We start from the raw sequence: 355 nt of genomic DNA, 5'->3' as shown, positions 1-355 counted from the left end.
GGCGAGCGCGACCTCGCTGGTGCCGACGAGGTAGAGGTCGTCGTCCTTGTCGAGGTGGTAGACCTCGTCGGCGTGCTCGCCGAGGAAGCCCGTGCCCTGCATGATCTCGGGGCGTACGAGGGTCGGGGTGATGAGCGGCGTGAAGCCGTTCTGCAGAGCCGTGTCGAGCGCCAGGTTCATGAGCGCGATCTCGAGGCGCGCGCCGATGCCGCGGAGGAAGTAGAACCGCGCGCCGGACACCTTGGCGCCGCGCTCCATGTCGATCGCTCCGAGGATCTCGCCGAGCTCGAGGTGGTCGCGGGGCTCGAAGTCGAACGCCGGCACCTCCCCCACGCGGCGCAGCTCGACGAAGTCG

1 pseudogene is annotated in these 355 nt (G+C 69.6%); it reads right to left on the bottom strand.

Going from position 1 to position 355, the window contains the following annotated elements:
- Positions 1-355 (bottom strand): annotated as a pseudogene (locus ASV53_RS26705) (hypothetical protein); the annotation flags it as partial.

It is taken from the genome of Photobacterium sanguinicancri (genome assembly GCF_002265265.1).
Taxonomy (GTDB): Bacteria; Pseudomonadota; Gammaproteobacteria; order Enterobacterales; family Vibrionaceae; genus Photobacterium; species Photobacterium sanguinicancri.
The sequence above is the reverse complement of the archived record's forward strand: the minus strand, read 5'-3'. Positions and strand labels throughout refer to the sequence as shown.